General features: G+C 61.0%; 23 protein-coding genes. 9 read left to right on the forward strand and 14 right to left on the reverse strand.

Features of this window, described 5'->3' with window-relative positions:
• Positions 1-10: 10 nt before the first annotated feature.
• Positions 11-1432, reverse strand: a complete 1422-nt coding sequence (locus tag G9X67_RS01695) for an MATE family efflux transporter (RefSeq protein ID WP_171597859.1) — start codon at positions 1430-1432, stop codon at positions 11-13.
• A complete protein-coding gene (locus G9X67_RS01700) occupies positions 1429-2418 on the reverse strand; it encodes a GNAT family N-acetyltransferase (protein WP_138330742.1) in 990 nt (329 codons plus the stop codon). Before G9X67_RS01700 ends, G9X67_RS01695 begins: the two co-directional genes overlap by 4 nt.
• Before the next feature lie 205 nt (positions 2419-2623).
• On the opposite strand from G9X67_RS01700, the gene G9X67_RS01705 reads away from it, so the two are divergent.
• The 3 genes from G9X67_RS01705 to G9X67_RS01715 are packed head-to-tail and all read left to right on the forward strand — an operon-like array spanning position 2624 to position 8203.
• Positions 2624-2842, forward strand: coding sequence for an MbtH family NRPS accessory protein (locus tag G9X67_RS01705; RefSeq protein WP_171597865.1), 219 nt, complete (start codon positions 2624-2626; stop codon positions 2840-2842).
• Positions 2843-2861: 19 nt separating this feature from the next.
• Positions 2862-6854, forward strand: coding sequence for a non-ribosomal peptide synthetase (locus tag G9X67_RS01710; protein ID WP_171597867.1), 3993 nt, complete (start codon positions 2862-2864; stop codon positions 6852-6854).
• Complete coding sequence (locus G9X67_RS01715; RefSeq protein WP_171597868.1) at positions 6851-8203, forward strand: SidA/IucD/PvdA family monooxygenase; 1353 nt, start codon at positions 6851-6853, stop codon at positions 8201-8203. The genes G9X67_RS01710 and G9X67_RS01715 overlap by 4 nt, the downstream gene beginning before the upstream one ends.
• Here the strand turns inward: G9X67_RS01715 and G9X67_RS01720 are convergent.
• A complete protein-coding gene (locus tag G9X67_RS01720) occupies positions 8176-8892 on the reverse strand; it encodes a 4'-phosphopantetheinyl transferase superfamily protein (RefSeq protein ID WP_171597869.1) in 717 nt (238 codons plus the stop codon). The genes G9X67_RS01715 and G9X67_RS01720 overlap by 28 nt on opposite strands.
• A gap of 77 nt (positions 8893-8969) precedes the next feature.
• Between G9X67_RS01720 and G9X67_RS01725 the strand changes: the two genes are divergently transcribed.
• Positions 8970-9191 (forward strand): hypothetical protein, encoded by a 222-nt coding sequence (locus G9X67_RS01725; protein WP_138330737.1) that lies wholly within the window; start codon positions 8970-8972, stop codon positions 9189-9191.
• Positions 9192-9354: 163 nt separating this feature from the next.
• Positions 9355-11232, forward strand: coding sequence for a HAMP domain-containing methyl-accepting chemotaxis protein (locus tag G9X67_RS01730; protein ID WP_171597870.1), 1878 nt, complete (start codon positions 9355-9357; stop codon positions 11230-11232).
• Positions 11233-11321: 89 nt separating this feature from the next.
• Here the strand turns inward: G9X67_RS01730 and G9X67_RS01735 are convergent, their stop codons facing one another.
• The 4 genes from G9X67_RS01735 to G9X67_RS01750 form a co-directional block, all read right to left on the reverse strand.
• The gene (locus tag G9X67_RS01735; protein WP_138390349.1) at positions 11322-11870 is read right to left on the reverse strand and encodes a nuclear transport factor 2 family protein; all 549 of its coding nucleotides are present in this window, start codon (positions 11868-11870) and stop codon (positions 11322-11324) included.
• 81 nt (positions 11871-11951) lie between these two features.
• The gene (locus G9X67_RS01740; RefSeq protein ID WP_138390347.1) at positions 11952-12755 is read right to left on the reverse strand and encodes an SDR family oxidoreductase; all 804 of its coding nucleotides are present in this window, start codon (positions 12753-12755) and stop codon (positions 11952-11954) included.
• A gap of 55 nt (positions 12756-12810) precedes the next feature.
• Positions 12811-13209 carry a heme-binding protein gene (locus G9X67_RS01745; protein WP_138390346.1) on the reverse strand — a complete coding sequence of 133 codons (399 nt, stop codon included), beginning with the start codon at positions 13207-13209 and terminating at the stop codon, positions 12811-12813.
• Positions 13210-13354: 145 nt separating this feature from the next.
• Positions 13355-14242, reverse strand: coding sequence for an AraC family transcriptional regulator (locus G9X67_RS01750; protein WP_171597972.1), 888 nt, complete (start codon positions 14240-14242; stop codon positions 13355-13357).
• A 338-nt stretch (positions 14243-14580) separates the two neighbouring features.
• Between G9X67_RS01750 and G9X67_RS01755 the strand changes: the two genes are divergently transcribed.
• Positions 14581-14970, forward strand: a complete 390-nt coding sequence (locus tag G9X67_RS01755) for a RidA family protein (protein ID WP_129417380.1) — start codon at positions 14581-14583, stop codon at positions 14968-14970.
• Here G9X67_RS01755 and G9X67_RS01760 read toward each other — a convergent pair.
• The 6 genes from G9X67_RS01760 to G9X67_RS01785 form a co-directional block, all read right to left on the reverse strand.
• On the reverse strand, positions 14967-15548 hold the full coding sequence (locus G9X67_RS01760; RefSeq protein WP_138330733.1) for an NAD(P)H-dependent oxidoreductase: 582 nt from the start codon (positions 15546-15548) through the stop codon (positions 14967-14969). The two genes, G9X67_RS01755 and G9X67_RS01760, sit on opposite strands and share 4 nt — an antisense overlap.
• The gene (locus G9X67_RS01765) at positions 15545-16954 is read right to left on the reverse strand and encodes an FAD-binding oxidoreductase (RefSeq protein ID WP_138390342.1); all 1410 of its coding nucleotides are present in this window, start codon (positions 16952-16954) and stop codon (positions 15545-15547) included. Before G9X67_RS01765 ends, G9X67_RS01760 begins: the two co-directional genes overlap by 4 nt.
• A 1-nt stretch (position 16955) precedes the next feature.
• Positions 16956-18269, reverse strand: a complete 1314-nt coding sequence (locus tag G9X67_RS01770; protein WP_171597871.1) for a cytosine deaminase — start codon at positions 18267-18269, stop codon at positions 16956-16958.
• The gene (locus G9X67_RS01775; RefSeq protein ID WP_129417384.1) at positions 18269-19123 is read right to left on the reverse strand and encodes an ABC transporter permease; all 855 of its coding nucleotides are present in this window, start codon (positions 19121-19123) and stop codon (positions 18269-18271) included. The genes G9X67_RS01770 and G9X67_RS01775 overlap by 1 nt, the downstream gene beginning before the upstream one ends.
• Complete coding sequence (locus G9X67_RS01780; protein ID WP_138330729.1) at positions 19123-19947, reverse strand: ABC transporter ATP-binding protein; 825 nt, start codon at positions 19945-19947, stop codon at positions 19123-19125. Before G9X67_RS01780 ends, G9X67_RS01775 begins: the two co-directional genes overlap by 1 nt.
• Positions 19948-20014: 67 nt before the next feature.
• Positions 20015-21031 (reverse strand): ABC transporter substrate-binding protein, encoded by a 1017-nt coding sequence (locus G9X67_RS01785; protein WP_171597872.1) that lies wholly within the window; start codon positions 21029-21031, stop codon positions 20015-20017.
• A 184-nt stretch (positions 21032-21215) separates the two neighbouring features.
• On the opposite strand from G9X67_RS01785, the gene G9X67_RS01790 reads away from it, so the two are divergent.
• Entirely contained in the window at positions 21216-22205 is a 990-nt protein-coding gene (locus G9X67_RS01790) for a LysR family transcriptional regulator (RefSeq protein ID WP_138390336.1), read from the forward strand.
• Here G9X67_RS01790 and G9X67_RS01795 read toward each other — a convergent pair.
• The gene (locus tag G9X67_RS01795) at positions 22168-23034 is read right to left on the reverse strand and encodes a creatininase family protein (RefSeq protein ID WP_171597873.1); all 867 of its coding nucleotides are present in this window, start codon (positions 23032-23034) and stop codon (positions 22168-22170) included. The two genes, G9X67_RS01790 and G9X67_RS01795, sit on opposite strands and share 38 nt — an antisense overlap.
• 234 nt (positions 23035-23268) lie before the next feature.
• Between G9X67_RS01795 and paoA the strand changes: the two genes are divergently transcribed.
• Together paoA and G9X67_RS01805 are read left to right on the forward strand one after the other, a co-directional pair.
• On the forward strand, positions 23269-23916 hold the full coding sequence (paoA, locus tag G9X67_RS01800) for an aldehyde dehydrogenase iron-sulfur subunit PaoA (RefSeq protein ID WP_171597874.1): 648 nt from the start codon (positions 23269-23271) through the stop codon (positions 23914-23916).
• Positions 23913-24863, forward strand: a complete 951-nt coding sequence (locus G9X67_RS01805) for a xanthine dehydrogenase family protein subunit M (protein ID WP_171597875.1) — start codon at positions 23913-23915, stop codon at positions 24861-24863. The genes paoA and G9X67_RS01805 overlap by 4 nt, the downstream gene beginning before the upstream one ends.
• The last annotated feature ends 2 nt before the right edge of the window (positions 24864-24865 follow it).

A 24865-nucleotide genomic window follows, 5' to 3' on the forward strand; every position in this document is an offset into this window, starting at 1 on the left:
GGTCATCCTCTCATGGACAAAAGCTGGGAAATGGACGGATGGAGGTCAGATGGTCGGCAGAGCGCTGCCGGAGCGCGCTGAGCGTCCTCGCCAGGCAGACGGCCGACAGCAGCCCGGTCAGGGCAGAGGCCAGGAACATTGCTGCCAGCAAGCCTGAAAAGCCGAAGAACGGCGGCAGGAGAGCAAGCAGTGGAAAGAGAAGATAGCCATTCTGCGCCAGACCAATGGCAACCGCCGCTTTCGGTCTGCCCTGAGCCTGGAAGAGGATCAGCACCGTTTGCCGCAGGCCGAAAAACAGAAGGGGAAGATGGGTCGCGATGATCGCCTGCCCTGCGATCCCGATCACCACTGCATCGTCGGTGAAGAACGAGGCAAGCTCCTGGGAGAAAACGAGCGCCCCCAACCCGTATGCGCCGCTCACCGCACTTGTGACCACTGTCAGGATGCGGACTGTCGACAGCACTCGGGCCGTATCGCCTCGACCCCAGGCAAAGCTCAGGATCGACTGGGCCCCGAGTGAAATGCCGATGACGGGGAGGGTTCCGACCGCCAGCAGCCGCAAGGCAATCCCGACGCCGGCGATGCCGGCTTCTCCGTGATAGGTGCCGGCAAGCGACACCATTGCCGCAATCGCGCCAGCGGTTGCGAGACTTGTCAGCGTCGTCGGCGCGCCCACAGCAAGGACAGGCCTGAGATAACCGATATCTCGCCACCGCCAGCCAAACGTCAGCCGGACCGTCCCAAGTCGCCTGGCGTGGTAGGCAGCATAGATGCAAAGCGCGACGAGCTGCGACAGGATGGTTGCGATTGCAACGCCCTGCAGGCCGAGGCCGAAGCCGAAGATCATGATCGGATCGAGGATCATGTTCAGCGCAAAGCAGGCGACCAGCGTCCACATGCTGAAGCGGGCATTGCCCTCTGCGATCGCCAGGAAATCGAGAATGATCTGCGCCATCGTCAGCGGCACCGAGACCGCAATGATCATCAGATAATGTTGCGCGAGCGGCTGAAGGGCAGGGGTGGCGCCGAACAGCAGCAAATCTGGAAATACGACGATTGCGATGGCACTTGCCGCGCCGAAAACGACGCCGGCAGCAAGACTGATCGAGGCAATGGCGCCGGCCCGGGATCGGTTGCCGGCTCCGAGCGTGCGCCCGACCTCCGTTGCGACACCGACGCCGATCCCCTCGCCGAAGGCGGCGATGAGCATGAGGACCGGCAGGACGATCATGATCGCCGCGATCTGGTCTTCACCGATCATCCCGACGAAGATCATGTTGATCGTATGATGGGCGGCGTTGATCGACAGGCCGAACATGGCCGGCAGTCCAAGCCGAAACAGCAGCCTGAAAAGCTCAGGACTGGCAAGGTCTTCCGGTGCGAGGCGCTGCCGTCTCCGGAAGCTGCCGCTGACGTCGCTCATGTCGTTCATGATGCCGGCACCCAGAGACGATCGCCGAAGAAACGCTCGCGGCCAAGCATGACGAGGAGCGCCCGCTTATGCGGAAAATCGAAGTGCTTGACCTTGGCAAAACCCGAACGGTCGAGGTTGCGGATCTGCTGCTCGTGACTGGCGCGCGGCTCACCGACGATGCGCTTCGTGCGCGGATCATCGAGGAAGATGAAATGCATCAGCGAGGGAAGCCATGCGCTGATCCATTTCTTGCCGCGATAGCCGGGCTCGCCGATCGCGACGTGCCATCCTCGATCATAGTCGTCGGCATCGTAGAAGGGACCGAGCCGGTTCTCTTTCGCCCAATAGACCTCGAAATAGCCGAAGGGAATGTCCGCGAAACTGCCGATCAGCGGCAGGACATGCGGATCAGCGATCCTCTCTTCCAGGATCTCGCGATGTTTGTCGATCGAACCCGCATCCTCCCAGATCGTGTTGACCTGCTCATCGTTCATCCAGCGATGAAATGCTGCAAGATCGGTCTCCGGATCGGCCACCGTGAAGGTGATTTCCCGTTCCAGCCAGGGGATGAAACGCCTGTAGATCGTGCCCTTCGGTTTTGCCGGCCGGCGCGGATGATAGCGGCCCGCGGTCATCTCCTGCACGGGCGGCAGCGGATAGGACAGCTGCGGCAGCCATAGTGAAGGCCATTGCCACAGGATCGCCGAATCGAGCCTTCCGCCTGCATCCGCAATGTGTCTGGGAAGGCTTGTCTGATGCCCTTCGAAGACGACTGAGGTGATCGAGCGATCTTCTGCCGTCACGGCTTCGGCAGCCGCCATCAGAAGCTCTGCCGATTGCACCGGATCGCCATGGTAGAAGGTCACCGACGCGATGCCGGCCTCGACCTCGAATGCGGCTTCGTGGTGGCCGTAAGCGGTCTTGAGGTGGATGAGATTGGGGGCAAGGCTGACGTAGCTGCGCGACTGCAGAGCGCGCCTTTGTTTGACGGCGTCAAAATCCATGATGTTCTCCTTGGCCGGTCGAGGACCGGTCGGACTTTTGGTGCTGCGAGCATGAAGCGTGCTCCTGCGCCGATTTAGTAGAATGACGATCCATCTCCCGCTGGGTTTAGGGGTAAGCGAAGAAAAAAATTCTCATCAATTTTCTAAACTGCAGCCTGCCGGATCCGTCACTTGCGCATGACCATCATCACCGCAGGAGCTGCGAATGGATAATCTTGAACCTCACGACGATCTCTGGATCGCCGTCATCGACACCGAGCGTCGCTACTCGGTCTGGCCGCAAGACAAGCGGATTCCCCTGGGCTGGGAGCCGGCGGGCTTTGCCGGTTCGCGCCAGCAATGCCTGGCGCATATCGCTGCAGTCTGGGCGGATCCGCGCCCCCTCTCTTTGCGCTCGGCAATCGCCGGCGATGCGCGTCTCTGAAAACGGCTGGATGGCACGGATGAACAAACAGATCACAAACTTCGCAGATGCCTACCCGACCGATGTCGCAACGGACGCGGTCTTCGAGAGCTTCCCGCTGACGATCGCGCAGAAGCGTATCTGGTCGCTGGAGCAGATCGGCAATGACACGGTGTTTCCCGACCAGGTCATTTCGCTGCGATTGCGCCCGGCGGTCGACGTCAAGACGATTGCCGGCGCCTGCCGGACGCTCGTGGCGCAACATCCGTCGCTTGCCACCCGGTTCCGCCGGCTGGCAGGCGGTCGCGTCGAGCAATACTGCGGCGCATTGAGCGCCGTACCGATCGAGATTGTCGGCGAAAGCGCTGCTCTTGCAGAGCCGGATGCGTTGGCCGCCCAGAAAGCCTTCCGCGACGGGCGCTTCGATCTCCTTGCTGGTCCACCGACGCGTGTTCAAATCATCTTGCTTGCCGATGGGCAGTCGCTTCTGACGATCGTGCTTCATCCTGTAATCTCGGACGATCGCGAGAAGTCTATTCTCGCCGGCTCCCTGACGCGAATTCTCGACGGCGCACCCTCCGGCGACACGCAACTGACTGAGATCTTGGCCGGAACGCGGGAGGCTGAATGGCTGCAGACCGAGCAGGCGCAGGAATCCCTCTCCTATTGGCGGAACACGATCGGTCTCGACTACGCGGCCTCGACCTTTCCCACCCGCTTCAACAGCGGCGGGCTGGCAGGTGTCGCGCGCGCTCAGCATCGATTTTCGATCGAGCCTGGTCTCTGGGAAAAGCTCGGTCGACATGCGCAGCATAAGGGATATCAGGTCGAGCGCGTGCTTCATGCCGCCTTTTGCGCGCTGCTGGCACGCTACAGCGGGAACTATGCTTTGCTGACCGGGCTCCTGATCGCGCGGCCGGAGAAGGAACACCTTGCGAACCGCGGCCGTGCCGAACAGGTCCTTCCCCTCATCCTGTCGCTCGCCTCCAGAAACTCTCTTGACGATGTCATTGCTGCAATCTCATCGGTAACGGAGGAGGGCTTTGCCCGGCTCGTTCCGCTGGAGCGCATCACGCAGGAACTGGTCGTCGACGAAGCGGCGGCCCAGGAAGCCGTGGTCAAGGCCCTGTTCGAATTCCGCGAGCCGCATCCGGTCTCCAGGCACGCAACAAATCTGGAGCCGCCGGGTGCGCGCGCTGACAGCGAGCTTTCCCTGGTGATCGAGGCGGGTCTGGATGGGGCCGCATCCGGGCTGATCGATTATGCACAGGATCTCTATGACAGCGCCCTGATCGCGCGTGTCTCCCGGCATTTCACCCTTGTGCTCGAGCAGATCGTTGCGCGGCCGAATGTGCGGATCAAGGACATCGAACTCGTCGGCAGTGACGAACTCGACCAGTTGTCGGCGCCCTATGAAGACGACGTCGTCAACGATGACAGACCGGTCCACGAGCTGATATCGGCCCATTCGCGCCAGACGCCGGAGAAGACGGCGATCGTCTACGGCGACGAGGAGTGGAGCCATGGCTGGCTGGAGGCGGGCACCAACCGCCTCGCACATCGGTTGCGGCAGCTGGGTGTTCGCGCCGAGGTGACGGTCGCCATCTTCATCAAGCGCTCGCCGGAGGCAATCGTCGGGATCCTCGCGACGCTGAAGGCGGGCGGCGCCTATATCCCGGTCGAGCCCGACCATCCGCCGGTGCGCAACCATCACATTCTGCGCGATGGCGGCGTCAAGATCGTTCTGACCCATAGCTGGCTTCGCCATCGGCTGCCGGAAGAGCTCGACACGATTATCCTCGAACTCGACAAGATCGACCTCGACGGCGAGCCGGATACGCCCCTTGATATTCCCACTCACAAGGATCAGCTCGCCTATGTCATGTACACGTCAGGATCGACGGGATTGCCGAAGGGTGTCGCCGTCGAGCACGGTCCGCTGACGCACCATCTGCAGAACACCTCGCGTGTCTACGGCATGAGTTCGGCCTCCCGCGAGCTGCCGTTCCTGCCTTTCAGTTCGGATGGCGGGCACGAGCGATGGATGAACCCGCTGATGGAGGGCGGCAGCATCATTCTTCCCGATCAGCCGCTGTGGACGCCGGAAGAGACATTGACGGCCATGCGCAAGCACGGCGCCAACAATGCCAGCATTCCCACAACCTATCTGCAGCAACTGGCGGAATGGGCCGATATAACCGACGGCGCACCGCCGATGCGGCTTTACTCCTTCGGCGGCGAGGGGCTGGCGCAACCGACCTTCGATCTACTGTCGCGGGCGCTGAAATCGGAATGGCTGATCAACGGCTACGGGCCGACCGAAACCATCATGACGCCGATGGTCTGGAAGGTGAGGGCCGGCACGAAATTTCAGGGGGTCTATGCTCCGCTCGGTCGTGCTGTCGGATTAAGGCGGGTCTATGTGCTCGACCCCGATCTCAATCCTTGCCCGATCGGCGTCACCGGCGAGCTCTATATCGGCGGCGAGGGTATCGCACGCGGCTATCTCGGCAAGCCGGACACGACAGCGGACCGCTTCATCCCCGATCCGTTCTTCACGGAGGGCGGCAGGCTTTATCGCTCCGGCGACCTGACGCGTTGGCGTGATGACGGAACCGTCGAATTCGTCGGTCGTGTCGACCATCAGGTGAAGCTTCGCGGCTACCGGATCGAGCTTGGTGAGATCGAAGCGGCTCTGCTTCAGCAACCCGGCGTCGGCGAAGCTCTGGTCGTCCTGCGCGATGACGATGCCGGCGGTGAAAAGGCGCTCGTTGCCTACGTCGTTCCGAAGAAGGACGAGACGTTGAACGTCGAGACGATCCGCGCCGGTCTCGAACGTAGCCTGCCGTCCTATATGGTGCCGGCTGCCGTGGTCGAACTGGAAAAAATGCCGACCAATCCGAACAGCAAGCTCGATCGCTTCGCGCTGCCGGCGCCGCAGCCGGTCAAGCGTGCCATCGTCGAGCCGACGACCGCGCTTGAAGAAGAGGTGCAGGATGTCTGGCGGCAGGTTCTCAAGCTGGAAGCGATCAGCGTCGAGGACAATTTCTTCGCGATCGGCGGCAATTCGCTGGGCGCGATCCGCATCCTTTCGCAGCTGCGGCAGCGCCGGCCGAAAACCCCGCTCACCGTCGCCGATATCTTCAACAACCCGACCATACGCTCCTTTGCCGGCGTCGTGGAGCAGGGCGACGAGCGGGATATCTCGGAAGTGATCGTGTTGCGTGCTTCCGGCGCCAAGCCGCGGCTCTATTGCTTTCCGGGGCTTCTCGTCAGCACGCGTGAATATGTCAAGCTCGTCGATTATCTCGGAGCCGATCAGCCGGCGACCGGCTTCATTTGCCACTCGCTTTCCGAGAAAAAGGCAGTCGGCGCTCCGGTCGAAGAGATCATCGAGAGCTATGTCGATTACATCAGGATGCATAGCCAGGGAGCGCCCTGCTATTTCCTCGGCTGGTCGTGGGGCGGGCTTCTGGCCTACGAGGCCGCCCGCGCCCTCGGTGATGAGGTCGACGTCAGGATGATGGCAATGGTCGACGTCTGCGATCTCGGATCGGAATTCGCGATCGGAGCAAAGCCGAGGTTCCGGCCGGGCGAGCGCGATGCGCTTCATCGAGACGTAGAGGCATGGCTTGGAAAAACGGCGATGCGCCCCGAATGGGACCGGCTGTTGTCGACGATGGACGCGGATACTTACGATCAGTTCCTGCGCTTTGTCGGCGACGAAAAGGACCCGCTTCCAAACGACGGGCCCGATATCAGCAGTCGCGAGCATACGTTTTGGGTGCTGATCGACAATGCCCTGATCTTCCGCAAGCACCGGCTGGTTCCCCACGATGTGCCGATCTATCCCTGGGCTGCCGACGACAGCCTCAACCGCGGCCTCAATCTGATCGACTGGCGCCGCCTGTCGCCGCGGGCGCGTGCGGCCGAAATCATCACCGGCACCAACCATCTGCACATGATCGGGTCTCCCGCCTTCCACTCAAGGCTTGCCCTGCGTCTCAAGGAAACAGAGAAGGATATCGCATGACCGTCGCTTTTGCCCGCAGGGATGCAGAGCCGCTGGATATTGCCGGCATCGGCATCGGCCCCTCCAATCTGAGCCTCGCCTGCCTGTTCGAGTCGGCGCCCGAGATCAGAAGCCGCTTCTTCGAGCGGCGCCCGTCGTTCGACTGGCACCCCGGCATGATGATGCCCGGCGTCGAGCTGCAATCGTCCTTTTTGAAAGACCTCGTCACCCCGGTCCTGCCGACCAGCCGCTGGTCGTTCGTCTCCTATCTGGTTGCCCATAAAAGGCTCTACGCTTTCCTGAACGCCAATTATGAGGCCGTTCCCCGGCAGGAGTTTGCACGTTATCTCGCCTGGGTCGCCAACGGCCTGGACGGGTTGCGCTTTGGCACGGAGATCCGCGACGTCGAGCACCGCGACGACCGCTTCTTCCTGCGGTTCGACAACGGGCAGGAAGAAGCGCGAAACCTGGTGATCGGCACGGGATCTTCGCCCTTCGTGCCCGACTGGGCAAAACCGTTTCTAGGAACCGATTGCTTTCATAACAGCGAGGCCAAATCGCGTCTCACCGATCTCGGTGCTGCCCGCATCGTTGTGGTCGGCGGCGGTCAAAGCGGCGGTGAAGTCGTCGAAGCCTTGCTGACCGATCCCGGTTCGATGACGGAGCTGACATGGATCAGCCGGCGTCACAATTTCGAGCCGATCAACGACACGCCGTTTTCGAACCAGGTCTTCTCACCGGAATACGTGCAGGCCTATCTGAAGCTCGGCGGCGAGCAGAAGCAGGCCGCTTTGAAGAACTCGATCCTGACCAGCGACGGCTTGTCGATTTCGACGATTCACGCGATCTATCGACGCCTCTATGCGTTGCGTTATCTCGAGCCGAGCACGCTCAACGCATCTCTGGCCCCAAATCGTGATGTGATCCAGATGGAGCGGAACGGCAATGCCTATCGGCTCATCGTCAGGAACCAATTCGACGGTGGGATCGAGGTGCTGCATGCGGATGCGGTGGTTCTGGCAACCGGCTACCGGTTCCGATTGCCCGATGCTCTCGGCTCGCTGGGCGACAGGATAACGCTCGACAGAAACGGCTATCCGCTTCTCAATGACGACTACACGATGCAGTGGACGGGTCCGAGGGCCAACCGGCTGTTTGCGCAGAATGCAGGGCGATACTCGCACGGTATCGCCGACTCTCAGCTCAGCCTCATGGCCTGGCGCAGCGCAACCATCGTCAATGCGCTTCTCGGCCGGCAGCACTTCGATGCGGAACCCGACAATGGGCAACTCGCCTGGGCGACGGAGACCGCTTCCGCAATGCCTCATCAGCTCCGAGCCGGCTATTCGGACGGCATGCTATCGTCCTGAAACAGGCGCGTCGAAATGCCGGGGGACCCGGATTGAGAGCAAGCAGCCAGCGCGACGACGTGCTGGCTGCCGCTTTCGACCAGACGGTGATGCCAGCGCCGATCGCGATCGCCGCCGACCATGACGGGGATGCCATCCTTCCAGGAAAAGGCGACATTGCGGGGATCCTCGTGCAGCCCGACGCCGAGTGCCTTCAGATGGCTCTCCTTCAGGGTCCAAAGTGCAATGGCCGCACGCGTGCGTTCGGACGCAGGCAATTCCATGAGCCAGCGCCGTTCGTCCGCGCTGCAATAGTTATCCACTGCCGCCGCTTCGATCTCGGTATCGACGCGTTCGCAGTCTATTCCCAGGTGGTCACATCCTGAAGCGACAGCGACCGCGACAAGCCCGTCGGTATTTGCGAGGCTGAATTGCGGCCTCTCACGACCTTCAAGCCTCAGCTTGCCGTGCCTGTCCGGAGACAATGGGACCTTGCTCGGCGATATCCCGGTTTGCACGCTCAACAGTTTCCGCAAGAGATACCGGCCGGCAACGAACGAGGCCCGATCCCGTTCGAAGCGGTAGGTCGCGGCGCGCTCCAGCTCATCCGGTGAAAGCGACTGCATCCTGCGGTTCCGATCGCCTTCGTTCTCGGAATACTGCCAGAGAACGATTTCAATGCCGGCAAATTGCTTTTCTAATTGGTGCATGGGTCCAGTATCTGTCCCGTGGACCTATTGGCAAGCATGCAGGTGCTTGCCGACGTCACAGACGGCAGGACAGCTGCGTGAGCGGATCGGCATTTCCCGTCCTGAAAGCGATTGGCGTTTCAACGCTCGTTCTCCATGGCGAAGATGACCAGATCGTGCCGATCTGCTCCCTCTCATCAGGGCTCGATGTCCAAAACCGGGTCAATGTCGACCGATTCATTTCTTGGTATCGAGACCTGATGGCGCTGCCATTTTCGCTCGCCATGGCTGCTATTTCCTTGGATTTCCAGGAACTTTAAGTCGCAGGGCGTTTAATTGATCGCGGAAGTATGGATCTGATCAGAAGATCTCAGGAAAATAGAGCGAGATCATTGTTTAGTTAATACTAAATTATTGAATCTAGCGCGAGATCTTGCATCAGCCGGCATGCCGGTCGTTCCAGATACCTTCGAGGAGACCCGCATGAAGCGCCCGAGCATCAAGCAAGCCCTGATCTTAAAGCTGTCGATCATCAGTCTGTTCATGGTTGGCCTGTCCTATATCTCGCTGAGCACGATTTCGACACTTCGTGCCAATACTGAGCAGATCGGGACCTTCTGGATGCAGCGGCTTGTGACGGCTCGCGAGATCAAGGATGACTTCCTCGACCTGAAATTGGTCCATGCCCATTACCTCCTGGAGGATACAGCGGAGGAGCGGAATGTCGGGCAGCAACGAATCGATGCCGCCGTTGCCACGCTCGAGAAAGTTGTCGCCGAATACGAAGAAGGCGTCCGCACCGAGCGGGGGCGCGAACTGATCAATCAGATCAAGCCGGAACTCGCCAAATATCGCGCGCTGGCAGAGCAGATGATTGCGTTTGAAAATGACGGAAAGACGCCTGAAGCAATCCGCTTCTTCAAGGAAAATATGGAGCCACAAGCCGAGCTGGTGAACAAGGCGGTGGCAGATCTGGCTGCTTTTATTCTCAGCCAGGCCGAAGGCTTTGTGGCCGCGAGCGGTGCTTCCGCACAATCCGCTTTCATGCTGACGGCCGCGATCGCAGCGCTGGCCGTGCTTCTTGCCTTAGCCGGCATCTTGTTTGCGATATCGGGCATCGCCAACCCAATCCGAAGCATCGCCTCCGCCATGAGGCGCTTGTCGGATGGCGATCTTGACAGCGATATTCCCTATGCCAGTCGCGCCGACGAAGTCGGCGAGATGGCCGGCGCGGTTGAAATCTTCCGTCAGAATGCCCTCAACGTCGTCAGGCTGGAGAAGGAAGCCGCCGAATCCCGCAGCGAGAGCGAGGCAGCGCGCGCCGCAGCCCAGCAGCGCGCCGAACGCGAGGCGGAACAGTTGCGCTTCGCGACCACGACATTGGGCGAAGGTCTCCGGCGGCTTGCATCAGGCGACATTTCCTTCCAGCTTTCGGAGCAATTTGCGGCCGAATACGAAGCCTTGCGCGAAGACTTCAACGCTTCGCTCCGGCAATTGGGTGCGACCATCGGCGCCGTGCTCGAGACGGTACACAGCATCGACAACGGAACCGGTGAAATTGCATCTGCCGCGCAGGATCTTTCCAAACGCACCGAACAACAAGCCGCCTCTCTCGAGGAGACGGCTGCAGCCTTGGACGAGATCACCTCGAATGTGACGATGTCGACCAAACGCACCGACGAGGCGCGCAATGTGGCCAAAGAAGCCGATATCAGTGCCCAGCGGTCGGCAACGGTCGTCTCTGAGGCGGAACAGGCCATGCGCCGCATCGAAGACAGCTCACAGCAGATTTCGAACATCATCGGTGCAATCGATGAAATCGCCTTCCAAACGAACCTCTTGGCGCTGAACGCCGGCGTTGAAGCCGCCCGTGCGGGAGAGGCGGGCAAAGGTTTTGCCGTGGTCGCCCAGGAGGTCCGCGAGCTTGCCCAGCGGGCAGCTCAAGCCGCCAAGGAAATCAAAGGCTTTATTCAAAAGTCATCAACTGACGTGGAAAATGGCGTGAAACTGGTTCTCGAAACCGGAACCTCGCTGAAGTCGATCGGTGAGTACGTCGTCCAGATCAACCAACTCATGGATGCGATTGCCACCTCGGCGCGCGAGCAATCGACGGGACTTGCCGAGATCAACACGGCCGTCAATCAGATGGACCAGGCGACCCAGCAAAATGCGGCGATGGTCGAGCAGTCGACGGCTGCCGTTGCCTCGTTGTCCTCCGAGGCAGGCCGCCTGCGGGATCTGGTCAACCAGTTTCAATTGGACGGCGATAAAAGCACGGCGGACGTGCAGCGCAGCGGACGGGCCTTTGAAGGCAACAGGCCAATCCACCTGGTCGCTTCGCGGCGCGTGATACAAAGATGACGCGCGACCGACGGCAGATCAGATGCACGCGATAAATTGAATTGCCGTCCTGACGATTGCTGCATGGATCCAGCACGTGGCCGTCCCGGCTATTCGGCCGGCGTCACGCGGGTCCAGAACGCGTTGAACACGACCGAATCGAAGAAGGCCGAGGCGCGGACGATACGGCCGTCGCGCATGTCGAGAAACCAGGCATAGGTGTTGGCGTAGGGCTCCCCGTCGCGGGCGATGCCGCGGGCGTCGAAAAAGACGATCACAGTGTCGCCGTCGGCATAGACGTTGCGGATCGCGGGCTTCAGCGGCGCCTTCATGCGGGCATTAAACGGGCGGATCACTTCGCGTAAAAACGCCTCGCGACTAGGATAGGTCTTCGACGCCAGCGAATAGCCCTCGATCGTCCAGCGGGCGTCGTCGGCGAGGAGGTCATAAGGGCTGCCTGTGCCGGCCGCCCACGCTTCAAAGCCAGCCTCGACGGTCGTCTTGTTGCGGCGTTCGGTTTCAGTCAGCGTCTGCGGTGCGGCGCGAGCCTCCAGCCCACCCATAGCCAGAATGGTGGCGGCGATGCCGAGGGCAGCGTTGAAGATGCGGTGGACAAAGGATTCCTGGCTGCGGACTGTTGCGGTTGCGGTGGTGGACATGGGTTCCTCCAAGGATCGGGTTGGTGGCGCGACATCCGCTGGCCGGGTGCCGCTTGCAGCGCTCGCCGCCAAAAACGCTGATCAGATCTGGTTTTCCCAGGCTCTCAGCTGATGCTCCTTCAGCATGTCCTCGACTACCTTCGGAACCACGTTGCGGAACCTGCCGGTGTCGGCCGGGACGACGTCGATCATACGGTCGATCATTTCCTTCGGGTCCATCTTACCTTCGGGGGTGGCGAAGAAATCGTCGAAGCCCTTGCGCAGATCTGCGCGCTTGGTGAAGTTCTTGCTGTCGTCCAGCCAGCGGAACGGATTGTCGGCCATCGTCTCGTTGTAGCCGGTGTAGTAGGCGCCCGGATTGATCGTCTGGATCTTGATGCCATAAGGGGCGAGTTCCTGCTGCAGCGCTTCGGCGATCGCTTCCAAAGCGTGCTTGGTGGAGACGTAGGTGCCCCAGTTGGCCGGAGTGAAGAGGCCGCCCATCGAGGACGTGAAGACCACCTTGCCCCTCTTGCGTTCGCGCACCCATTTCTGGACGACGCCCTGGGTCAGCACCAGCGGCAGGAAGACGTTGACTTCGTAGTTCTTGCGGACGAGCTCGATCGGGATTTCCCAGACCGGGCCGGCTTCGCCCATGCCGGCATTGTTCCAGAGGACGTCAAAGTCCCAGCCCTGCGCCTGCTTGATGTCGTAGGGATCGGTGAGATCGAGACGCTCGACGCGGAAGTCCTTGAGTCCGAGGGCGGCGATTTCCTCACGCAGCGGCGTGACCTGTGACGAAACCTGCGTGGTCGCGATGATGCTGTGGCCGTTCTTAGCCATGCCGATGGCGGCAGCCTTGCCGAAGCCAGAGCCTGCACCAGTGATCAAAATGGTCTTGGTCATGCGACATTCCTTTCGATACTTTGGGGTTGGTCAAAATCAAGGATCGGCACAAGCATCACACGACGGCTGCAGCCGCTGCCTGCGCGATTTCGAGATCCTGCGGCACCGCTCCGCCGGAAACGCCAACGGCGCCGATCACTGTGCCGTCGCGGGCAAAAAGCGAGATGCCACCGGGAAAGGGAGCCAAGCCGCCGTTGGATAATTCGAGGGCATGGGCGGGAGCGCCGGGCTTGCAATATTCCCAGACGGCCTCGCTTGTGGTTTGAAACAATACGGCCGTCCGGGCTTTGCCCATAGCAAGGTCGATCGAACCGAGCACTGCGCCGTCCATTCGGCTGAACGCCTTGAGATGGGCTCCGGCGTCCAGGACCGTGATATTGACCGGCACGCCGATTTCTTGAGCCCGCGACTCGCCTGCGGCGATGATCCTGCGAGCTTGGTCGGTGGTAATCATCTGCCTGCCTCCTCTTTTCGTTTGGGGAGTGCTCCCCGTTCGATGAGACAGGTGTAGGCCGAAAAGGGTTTTGCAGTATTTTCAGCTCTTGCTGCGCTATGCGCAAATCTTGCGCTCCGGTGTGCGCTCCGGCAGGCGGCTACCATTAATCGGTGATGAGCGTGCGGTACTGGCCGGGCGTCAAGCCAGTCATCTTGCGAAAGACGCGGGTGAAATTCGCCTGCGAGCCGAAGCCGGTATCGAGCGCGATCTCCACGAGCGAGGATCGCGCAAGCCGCAGCTTTTCCTTAGCCGCCTCGATCCGTCGCTCGGTGACGTAGCGATGCGGGGTCAGGCCGGTGGCTTTGCGAAACATACGGGCAAAATGAAAGGGGCTAAGGCAGGCCTCGGCAGCAAGGTCATTCAGCGAGATCTGTGCGGCGATGCGGGCTTCGATGAAATCGAAGACGCGTTGCAGCCTTTTTGGATCGATGGCCGGCGCCCGCGCGGCAGGTCGCCACCGGCCAGATGAATAGGTGCCGAGCAGGTGCGCCACCAGCGCCATCTGAATCCCGTCGAGGAAGAGCCGATCGGTCGGCTCCAGGCTTCTGTTCAACAAACCGCGAAAGAGCTGGCCGATCTGCAGCACCATGGGATCGGGGACGCCGCCGGCATAGGCGAGCTGCACCCTGGCCGGGTCGATGTCAAAGTTCGAAAGAGCGCTCTCACCGACGAGCGACGGCGGCAGGAAGATGTGCAGGGACTCGGGCATGGTGCCGATGATTTCTACATCGCTCTCATGGACACCAGCCGGACATATCCAAGCGACACCGGGCCGAGCGATAGCCTCCTGCCTGTGACCGTCACCAGTCCACCTGATCTTCGACTGACCCGAGAGCAGAACGGCTATTTCCGTGCATTCGAGTGTAAGGTCGACCTGCCAGCCCGGATCGAAACGCCGCAGCTCCACCTGCAGCGACGAGCACTCAACGAGCCCGCCCACTCTCTCGCTGGTCCGATACTTTCTGTCCCCTTGCGATTCTACGAAAGTCATGTCGCATCCGCGCCGTGAAGCTAGATCTAAACTCGAATTGTTCAGTCTCGGCTGGCCGATTTCCGCCGCCACGCTGCCATCAATCTGCAATCATCTTTGATTTATTAAAGGAATATTTTTCAGGCACGCCGCCCTGCTGTCAGGGGCCCGCGTATTACCATCAGGATTTTGGCTGAAATTCAGGCGAGCGCAAGTCCAATAGCCCGAAGTGATGCTGCCACGGTCTTCCTGCCTCTTTTGTCGCAAGACATCGTGGAAGACGGCGATATTCTCATATCCCGCCGCATCCTGTAGGGTCGCGGGATCTGCGGACCTATGGGAATATTTCAGAGAGATCGATGAAGAAGACCTTCAATCCGGCCTCGGTGCGCCGGCCTTTTGGAAATTACAATCACGGCCTGCTGGTGCCGCCCGGCGCATCGCTTCTGGTCACGTCGGGTCAGCTTGGTATCGGTCTCGACAATACTGTTCCGAGCGATATCAGTGCTCAGGCTGAACTCTGCTTCGAGGCGATCAAGGCGATCCTCGAAGAGGCGGAAATGAGTTTTGCCGACGTCATCCGCATTTCGGGCTTCGTCACCCGCCGTGAGGATTTCCCGGCCTATATGGCCGTGCGAGATCGCTATACGCTCGATCCGAAGCCGGTTTCCACCTTGCTCGTCATCGGCGGCTTTACGCGCCCCGAGTTCCTGGTCGAAGTCGAGGTTACGGCCGCGAAAATCTTCTAAAAGCGCTCCATCGCGCCTCCGACACGGGCGAGGAATTTTGCCCGCGTCTCCGGCGTGCAATTGTTCATGTCGTAATGGGCGAGGAAAGTTACCGGCCTCACCGGATTGATCTGCGCCCTCAACACCCTCTTGACGATCTTCTTCGGCGGATTGCCGGCTGCAAAGGCGCGGAAGGGCGTTGCTCCGTAGGTCAGGACGGCTGCAAGCTTGCGGATGTGGCGCAGCCGCGATTCCACCTTGCCGTTGACCAGCTCGAAGGACACGCCCGGCAGCCATACACGGTCGAAATATCCCTTGAGGATCGCCGGAAAGCCGAAGTTCCAGATCGGGGTGCAGATCACCAACCCCTCGGCCGCCTTCAACCTTTCGACATGCGATTCCACCAGCTTCAGATTTTCCGGATAGTCGTGATAGGCGAGTCGGTCGTGGCGCGAGAGCACCGGATCGAACTGCTCTTCATAGAGGTCGCAGCCATCCACCATATGCCCGGCCTTCTCAAGGCTCTCGACGGTTTGCCGGTAAAGCGCCTTGCCGTAACTTTCCTCGACCGGGTGAGAGTGGAGGACGAGAACCCTCATGAGGCCTCCATCAGGTCCGCCAGGCCGGGGAAGAGATAGTTCTTGCCGGCATTGAAATCGAAATCGGGATTTTCCCACGCAATCATCTTGCCGGGATTGAGCAAGCCCTTCGGATCGGTTTCCTGCTTGAAGGCGAGCTGCACCGCGTCGGTGCGCTTCATGCCGCCTTCTTCGAGCGTATAGCGGTGCGGGTTGAAGATCGGGCATCCATTGTCCTGGTGGATCTTGATGATCTCCTCCAGCCGCTCCTCGGTGGTATAACGCACCAGCGGCAGGCCGGAGCACTGGATCTGGCCGTCGAATTTGATGAATTCGAGATGACCCGGCACTTCGTCACCGAAGATCTCCATCATCTTCCGGACCTTGGCGACATGATCGGGTCCCGGATATTGAACCTGCAGATAGGTGAAGCTCGGATCGACCTTCAGGGCACGCAATGTCGTGTGGTTCCAGGCGAGCTCATAGGCATGCGGGATGCCGCGCATGCTTTCCACCTTGTCGGAGCGGAACATGATCTCGCCCTTCTGCGCCGCCGTGAAAGCCAGAAAGGCATCCATGGAATGTGGCGCGATCATCAGTACGACGATCGACTGGCCCTGACGGATATAGGGCTTGTGGCGGGTGAAATAGTCGTAAGGGATGGGAGCTGCGATCGGCGCGATCTCCTTGACGAGAATGCCATTGCATTTCGCCAGCGCGTCGGAGAAGCGCACCGCCTCCATGAAATCGTCATAGCCGACGAGCACATCGACCCAGTCATAGGCGGGTGCAAGCGGCATCTCGATCTCGGTGATGATGCCGTTCGTGCCGTAGGCGTGGCTCACCTTCTGGAGATCCCAGCCGGTGAGATCGAGCACGCGCGGTTCGGCTTCCATCGTGACGACGCGCAGGCGCAGGATATTTCCGAGGTCGCGCAAGCCGCCCCAGGTGATCGAGCCGACGCCGCCGGAACCGCCGGCGATGAAGCCGCCGACCGTCGCCGTCTGCGCGGTGGAGGGGTGGAAGCGCAGCTCCTGGCCGGAATGGGCCTTGGTCTGCTTGTCGAGTTGGGCAAGTACGATGCCCGGTTCGCAGACGACACGGCCGGGATGGATCTCCTTGATCTTGTCCATCGCCGCAAGGTTCAGCACGATACCGCCGGAAAGCGGCATGGCCTGGCCGTAATTGCCGGTGCCGGCGCCGCGCGGCGTGACCGGCACGCCATGCGCATAGGCGACCTTCAGCGTCCGGATGACCTCGTCCTCGGTCTTCGGCGTGACAACGAGATCGGCGGAAACATTGTCGAGCTGCGCCTTCAGGATCGGCGAGTACCAATAGAAATCCCGGCTCTTCTGGCGCACCAGCGCTGGATTGTCCTCAACAGCGATGCCCTCGAGTTCTTTTTTGATCTTCTGATAATCGGCCATGTCAGGCTCCAACGACGTTATCGAGTTCACGGTAATCCGGCAGGCTGCGGTCGATCACCTTGCCGCGGCGAAGCACGACGCGGTCAGACTGCGGACGGGACAGGAATTCACTCCAGCGCCGCGCGCTGAAGAGCACGAGATCGGCCGGATCGCCGGCGGCGATGCGGCCCTTGTCCGGCCGTCCGACGATGGCGGCGGGCGAGGTGGTGACGACACGGGCGGCGGTATCGAGCGGATGGTCGAGATGCAGGATCCGGACGGCCTCACGGAAGACCTCGACCGGATCGAGATCACCATAAGCATAGAAGGGGTCACGAGTATTGTCGGATGCGACCGCAGTCGCGACGCCGGCGGCGGCCAATTCCTTGAACAGGGTGACGCCGCGCCAGCGCGGGGTGCGGTCGGGATGGCGGTCCTGCAGATACATGTTGCACATCGGCAGCGCGATGACCGCGATCCCTGCCTTGGCGACCAATTCGACGGTGCGCGCGGCGGTGTCTTCGTCCTGGCGGGCGAGCGAGCAGCAATGGCCGGCGGTCACCTTGCCCCCGAACCCGTTGCGCAGCACGGCCTCGGCAATTGCCTTCAGCGTCTCGGCGCCGCGGTCATCCGTCTCGTCGACATGCAGATCGATATTTAGGCCATGCTCCGCGGCAGTCCTGAAGAGCGTGTCGAGCTGCCAGACAAGCTCCGGCCCCATCCGTGTGACGCCGCCAAGCAGGCCGCCGCTCTGCCGGATTGTTGTGACGAGATCGGTAAAGAAGGCGCTGTCTGCCATGGCATCCAGCGGGAAGAGGGCGACCGCCTGCAGTGCGATCCTGTCTTTCCAGGCATCCCGGATTCCGGCAAAGACCTCGAAGGAGATGCGATGCTGGGGCGCAAGCGAATCCAGGTGCGTGCGGATCAGGCTGGTGCCATGGGCATAGGCGGAGCGGAGCGAGAATTCCATCCGCCGCTTGACGTCCGCGGCCGACCAGTTGGCTTCACGGTCGGCCCTGACGGCATCGAGCGCGCCCATGAAGCTGCCGTCGGGATTGGCCTGGCGCGGCCAGATATGGCCCTTGTCGAGATGGGTATGGATATCGGCAAAACACGGCCAGACCATGCCGTCCTTGAGATCGATCCTGGCATAATCGGCGGGTGCGGCGCCGGCCGGCCGGATGGCGGCAATCATGCCGTCGCTGATGACGATATCGACCGTGGCCAGTCCTTCCGTGACCGGCACGCCGACATGTTCGACGGTGATGGCGGGCACTGTCGCATTGCTCAGCACGAAGCGGGCCGCATTCGGCGGGGATATGAAGGAATAGGTCATCAGTTTTCCCGTTTGATGCTGCTTTCATGCCAGCGGTGAAGGCTCAGCCAGGCAATGAGGGTGGTGAGGCCGAAGATCGCTACGCCAAGCATGGAGAGCATCAACAGCGCCGCGAAGAGCCGCGGGATGTTCATCCGGTACTGCGCTTCCAGCAGGCGGAAGGCGAGGCCGGAGCCGGCGCCGGCGGAGCCCGCGGCAAATTCAGCGACGACGGCGGCGATCAGCGCAAGCCCGCCACCGATGCGAAGACCGGTCATGAAATAGGGCTGGGCGGCCGGGATCTTCAGATGGATCAGCGTCTGCCAGCGCGAGGCACCATAGAGTTCGAAGAGGTTGATGAGGTTATGGTCGACGCTCTTCAGGCCCTGCACCATGTTCGAAAGGATCGGGAAGAATGCGACGAGGAAGGCGCAGATGAGCAGCGCGACCTGCGTGGAGGGAGCGTAGATCAGGATCAGCGGCGAGATCGCCACGATCGGCGTCACCTGCAGGATAACGGCGAGCGGATAGAAGGCGATCTCGATCCAGCGCGATTGCACCAGGAAGATTGCAAACCCCACGCCGCCAATCAGCGCCAGCATCAGCGAGATGAAGGTGATCTTGGTCGTGACCCAGAGGGCCGGCGCAAGCGTGCCCCAATCATTGACGAAGGCAGCGGCCACCGCGCCGGGACCGGGCAGAATGTATGGCGGAACGCCCGAGAGCACCACGTAAAGCTCCCAAGCGATGATGAGCACGGTGATGACCAGGAAAGGCACGGCGATGCGCAGCGCCAGCTCACGCCGCCGGGCGTTCGCCGGTTGGGAGGCGGGCGGGGATACGGCTTCGGCGGCTTCGATGCTTTCGACGCTCATCAGTGCTCCTCCGATCCGCCCATCGCCTCGATCAGCGAACGGGACGCCTTTTCGCAGGCCTGCCGATATTGTTCCGAGGTTCGATAATGCGAATCCCGCTCGAGGCTGGTGGTCAGCGGAAAATCGGCATGCACGCGGCCGGGTCTCGCCTTCATCACCACGATCCGGTTCGAGAGATAAGCGGATTCGAAGACCGAATGCGTCACGAAGATCACCGTAATCCCGGTCGTCTTCCACAGCCGCAGTACGTCGTCGTTGAGCTTCTGGCGGGTGATCTCGTCGAGTGCTGCGAAAGGCTCGTCCATCAGCAGCAGCTTCGGCTTTGTCACGAGCGCGCGGGCGATCGACACGCGCATCTTCATGCCCCCGGAGAGTTCGCGCGGATAGGCATCGGCGAAATCCTGAAGATTGACGGTCGCCAGCGCTTCGGTGATCCGGTCGCGGGCTTCCGCCTTGGAGATCCCCCGCAGTTTCAGCGGCAGGTAGACGTTGCCGAAAACGGTCTTCCACGGCATCAGTGTCGGCTCCTGGAAGACGAAGCCGATATCGCCTTCAGGCAGGCCCTTCGAATTGATGCGTGAACTTGGCCAGTCGATCTTGCCCGCGGTGATGTCGCCAAGGCCTGCGATGATGCGCAGCGCCGTGGACTTGCCGCAGCCGGAGGGGCCAAGCAGGCTGATGAATTCGCCGCTTTCGACCGTCAGCGACATGCCCGAAAGCGCTGTCGTGCCGCTGGAAAAGACCTTCGACACCGACTGCATGACGACCAGTGGCCGCTTTCTCGCCTCCTTGGAAGGCGCCGCCTTGGTTTCGGCTAGGGACATTTTCTCGCTCATTTATCGAAGGAGTGCGGTCCACCGCCAGACGAGCGGCGGACCTGGCCTGGGAGGCTTATTTCTTCAGCGCCATTCCGGTGCCCTTGCAGACGAACTTCGTCGTGAAGGCCTTGGTATAGTCGGTGTCGGTCTTGAAGACCTTGATAGCGGTCATCTCGTCGAAGAACTTCTTGTAATGGGCGTCGGTGATGCAACCGATGCCCTTGTCCAGGCTGTCGCCGGATTCGATGATGCCGTATTCCTTCATCTTGGTGACCGAATAGGCGATCTGGCCGTCCGTTATTTCAGGATTGTCCTTCTTGATCAGCGCGTTCGCCTTGGTGTTGTCGCCGTAGAGGTAATTGTACCAGCCCTCGATCGAGGCATCGACAAAGCGCTGCACGACATCGGGCTTGCCATCGATCATCGCCTGCGTTGTCGTGATCATCGTCGAATAGGGTGAGTAGCCGTTGTCGGCGAGCAGGAAGACCTTTGGCTCGAAGCCTGCCTGCTTCTGGATCTCGTAGGGTTCGGAGGTCAGGTATCCCTGCTGGGCAGACTCCTTGTCTGCGAGGAAGGGGGCGGGACTGAAGTTATAGGGCCTGTACTGCTCGTCCTTGAAGCCTTTGAAGTTGGCTTTCATCCATTCGAAATAGGTGAGGTAGCCATCCTTGCTGAGGAACAGCGTTTTCAGCTTGGCGAGATCCTCGAACTTGTCGACGCCGTTATCCGGATGGGCGATCAGCACCTGCGGATCCTTTTGGAAGATCGCGGCGACATCGACCAGCGGAATGCCCTGTTCGACGGCGGATATTTCGCCCTGAGGGCCGCCCATGTAGAAATCGAGCTTGCCGGAGATCAGCAGCGCGCTGTTTGCAGCATTCGGGCCGCCCTGGACGATGGTGACGTCGAGGCCGTATTTTGCATAGGTACCGTCGGCAACGGCTTGGTAGAAGCCGCCATGTTCCGCCTGGGCAAGCCAGTTCGTCCCGTAGCTCACCTTGTCGAGGGCAAGCGCCGGCGAGGCGGCGGCAAGCATCGAGGCGAGGCCAAGGCAGCTCAGGAATTGCGTCTTCATCAGTGCTTTCAACATGGTCGGCAGTTCCCCTTTTGTGGCCGAGGGAAGCCTTGCTCGGCTCCCTTTTGAGGGAATTTGAGCCATTGCCATGCGCTTTGAAAAGCATCAAAATTCGTGCGCATTGATGCCTTTTCGGCATCTGTTGGAAAGCTGAAGATAATTTGTGCGTCCTGCGCAAAATTTATGCATTGGAGAGATCATGTTGCACTCCAGACGCCTTCTTTACATCAACGAGATCGCCCGTTGCGGTTCGATCCGCAAGGCGGCCGCGCGCCTCAACGTGGCGTCATCGGCGGTCAACAGGCAGATTCTGGCGCTGGAGGAGGAGATCGGGGCGCCGCTTTTCGAGCGGCTCCCGCGTGGCCTGCGGCTGACGGCTGCCGGCGAACTCTGCATCGAGCATATCCGGGACGTGCTGAAGAATTACGAGCGCCTGGAAGGGCGCATCCGCAGCCTCAAGATGCAGCAGGCAGGCAAGGTGCGCATGGTGACGACCGTTGGGCTTGCCGCCGGGCCGCTGCCCGAAATCATCGCGCGCTTTCTTTCAGAGCATCCGCGCGTCTTCGTCCAACTGCGCAACGACACCGGCGGCACGACGGCCAGCCCCGTTGTATCAGGCGAGGTGGATATCGGTCTCGGCTTCAACATCCCCGCCACGCCTGGCATCCGCACGCTCGGAAATTTCGATATCCCGATCGGTGTCGTGCTGCCGCCAGGGCATCACCTGATCGGCCCCGGGCCAATCAACCTGGCCGATGTCACCCAGGAAAAACTGGTTCTGGCGCAGCCGGGCACCAGCCTGCGCGAGGTGATCAACCTTGCTTTTGCGCGCCTGCCGATCTCGGTCGAGCCGGTGCTGGAAACCAATGCATCGGAGATGCTGAAGCAGCTGGTCAAATGCGGCACGGGGCTGACGCTGCTCAATCCGCTCGATGTCATCACCGAATGCCGGCGCGGTGAACTCGTTTTCCGCCCGATCGCCGAGCCGCATACGCGTTATCAGCAGATGAAGCTGTTTGCCCGTGCCCGCGCGCCCCTCGACGCAGCGACCAGCCTTTTCGTCGAATATCTTCTCGCCGAACTGCTCGGCCTGGTGCAGGAATTGCAGGCCAAGGGTCATATCCCACCGGATGTGAAACCGGCCGCTGAGCCTATTTCACATAGAGATTCGAAAGCGGATAGGCCTTGAGATCCCGGAGCAGCTCGACAAACCCCTTGACCTGATGGCTGCAGATCGCCTCGCCCTTTTCGGCCGTGGCGATCGAGGCATCGCCGACCACGCCGAGGGGATTGAGGTCATGCGCGATCCAGGCCAGCGAATGCGGTGGTAGAGGCTGAAGATATTTGGATTGCTGCCGCATCCCTTCGGCCTTCGAGGCAAAGTTCTGCGCCTTGTCCATGCGCACCAGCTCGGGGCGGAAATGCAGCATCAACGACGTCTCGACATCGCCGCCGTGGATGCCGTATCTGCTCTCATGATCGCTGACCATGCCTTCCGGATGACCGAAACGGCCCCATTGCGTGGAGACCACCGCCATTTGATGGCGCACGCGCAGTTCGCGCGCGACGATGCTCATGATGTCGACATTGCCGCCGTGGGAATTGACGATCACCATCTTCCGCAGCCCGGCTTCGGCAACCTTGGCACCAATCGCCGTCCAGACGGGGATGAGCAGCTCTGCACTGAGCGACAGCGTGCCGGGGCCGTGGATGTGTTCGTTGGCCTTGCCGATCTCCTGTGTCGGAAGGACCAGGATGTCCAGATCCTCCGGCCGCTGCCTCTTCAGCTCCGCCAGCATGCCGGTCGCGATGGCGACATCCGTTGCGATCGGCAGATGCGGGCCGTGCTGTTCCGTCGAGGCGATGGGCAGAACGGCAATCGTGGTCTCGGGAGAGAGGTCGGCAAAATCATATGTATTGAGCTCGTTCCAGTAAAACGGCGTGGGCATGCGGTCATCCCTTTTCGTCACCTGCTTCGATAGGGAGTAGGGAATAAAGATAAGCCGGAAAAGCATCATTTTTTGCGCATGGCGCTGCTTTTTTTCGCGCGCATCGGCGGGTGTTACTCCGCCGGCGCTTCCGCATCCAAGCCAACTTCATTGAAGATGTGGTTCGCGGCATCTTATGACCGCGGCTCGGGGAATTCATGAGCCAGATCGATAACCGTATGCAACGGAAAGGGCCTAATCAGAAGGCGGAGTTGCACTACCTCAGCAGACGGCGTTGACGCGCGCCTATGTCCAACGAGCAAAGTGGAACAGTTCATGCCAAGCCGGATACAACTGGAACTTTCCCGCCGAGATCTACTTATCTCGTCGGCCGCAACGATTGCGGTCACCGGAGCCGTGGCGCCCGCGGCGGCACAGTCCCCAGGAAATGACATGGCCTATACATCGAAAGTTTCTTTCGCGGTTAACGGCGAGAACCGCGATCTCGAGGTCGACAATAGAACGTCGCTGCTCGACGCACTGCGCGAGCACCTGCATCTCACAGGTACGAAGAAGGGATGCGACCACGGCCAATGCGGCGCATGCACCGTCATAGTCGACGGCCACCGCATCAACTCCTGCCTGACACTGGCGGTCATGCACGAAGGCGATCAAATCACCACGATCGAGGGCCTCGGCCAGCCTGAAAACCTTCATCCGATGCAGGCGGCCTTCGTCAAGCATGACGGCTTCCAGTGCGGCTACTGCACGCCGGGACAGATCTGTTCCTCCGTGGCGGTGCTCGAAGAGATCAAGGCGAACATACCGAGCCACGTCACTGGCGATCTTACGGCAGAGGCGGCCGTCACTGCGGCCGAGATCCGCGAACGCATGAGCGGTAACATCTGTCGGTGCGGCGCCTATTCCAACATTATCGATGCCATTTCGGAAGTCGCGGGGATAAAAGCATGAGAGCCTTCACCTACGAACGCGCCTCATCCGTCGAGGCCGCGGCCAAGGCGGCCGCCTTAAATCCTGAAACCAAGTTCATCGCCGGCGGCACCAATCTCCTCGACCTGATGAAGCTGGAGATCGAAACGCCAACGCATCTGATCGACGTCAACGGTCTCGGCCTCGACAAGATCGAGCCCACGCCGGAGGGTGGGCTGCGCATCGGCGCCTTGGTCCGCAACACCGATCTTGCAGCTCACGAAACTGTTCGCCGCGACTACGGCCTGCTTTCCAGGGCGCTTGTCGCGGGCGCCTCCGGGCAACTGCGCAACAAGGCGACGACGGCCGGCAACCTCCTGCAGCGCACGCGCTGTCCTTATTTCTACGACCCGAACCAGCCGTGCAACAAGCGGCAGCCGGGCAGTGGCTGTTCCGCCATCGGCGGCTTCAGCCGCCAGCATGCAGTGGTCGGCACAAGCGAAGCGTGTATCGCCACGCATCCGAGTGACATGGCCATCGCGATGCGGGCGCTCGATGCAGTTGTGGAAACGGTCAAGGCCGACGGCAGTCGTCGCGCGATTGCGATCGCCGACTTTCATCGGTTGCCCGGCGACACGCCTGATATCGAGACTGTTCTTCAGCGCGGCGAGTTCATCACGGCGGTCCTGCTACCGCCCCCGATCGGCGGCAAGCACATCTATCGCAAAGTCCGCGACCGCGCCTCCTATGCCTTCGCGCTCGTCTCGGTCGGAGCCGTGATCCAGCCGGATGGGACAGGACGCGTCGCCGTCGGCGGCATCGCCCATAAGCCATGGCGCATCGAGGCAGCAGAAGCCGAGTTGCCGAAAGGCGCGCGGGCGGCGGCGGGCGTCCTTCTTGCCGGCGCCCATCCTACCGAACAGAACCGTTTCAAGGTCGATCTGGTCGAGCGCACGCTCGGCGCGGTCATTGCCGAAGCAAGGGGTTGAGC

The organism is Rhizobium sp. WYCCWR 11152, assembly GCF_013087615.1.
Taxonomy (GTDB): Bacteria; Pseudomonadota; Alphaproteobacteria; order Rhizobiales; family Rhizobiaceae; genus Rhizobium; species Rhizobium indicum.